1 protein-coding gene is annotated in these 239 nt (G+C 47.3%); it reads left to right on the top strand.

Annotated features, from left to right (window positions below; genetic code table 11):
* Positions 1-2: 2 nt before the first annotated feature.
* Positions 3-146 (top strand): PLD nuclease N-terminal domain-containing protein, encoded by a 144-nt coding sequence (locus SB775_RS33450; protein WP_410865602.1) that lies wholly within the window; start codon positions 3-5, stop codon positions 144-146.
* Positions 147-239: the final 93 nt, after the last annotated feature.

Below are 239 nucleotides of genomic sequence, written 5' to 3'. Positions count from 1 at the left end.
AGATCGCATTGATGATCTTCGCATTGGTGGATTTGATTAGAAATCCGAATCCGAACGGTCCGAAATGGATGTGGGCGGCGATCATTGTCTTGCTGAACCTAATCGGGCCAATTCTATACTTTGTTATAGGGAGGCGGAATTATTGAACCTAGTGGAAGTTAAGTCATTATCAAAGCGTTTTGGCAGCGAGCACGCAGTCGACGGGATAGGTTTTGAACTGGCAGAAGGCAGTGCGACGG

The sequence above is a fragment of the Peribacillus sp. SIMBA_075 genome (assembly GCF_046534585.1).
This window is presented reverse-complemented; position numbering and strand designations above follow the sequence as displayed.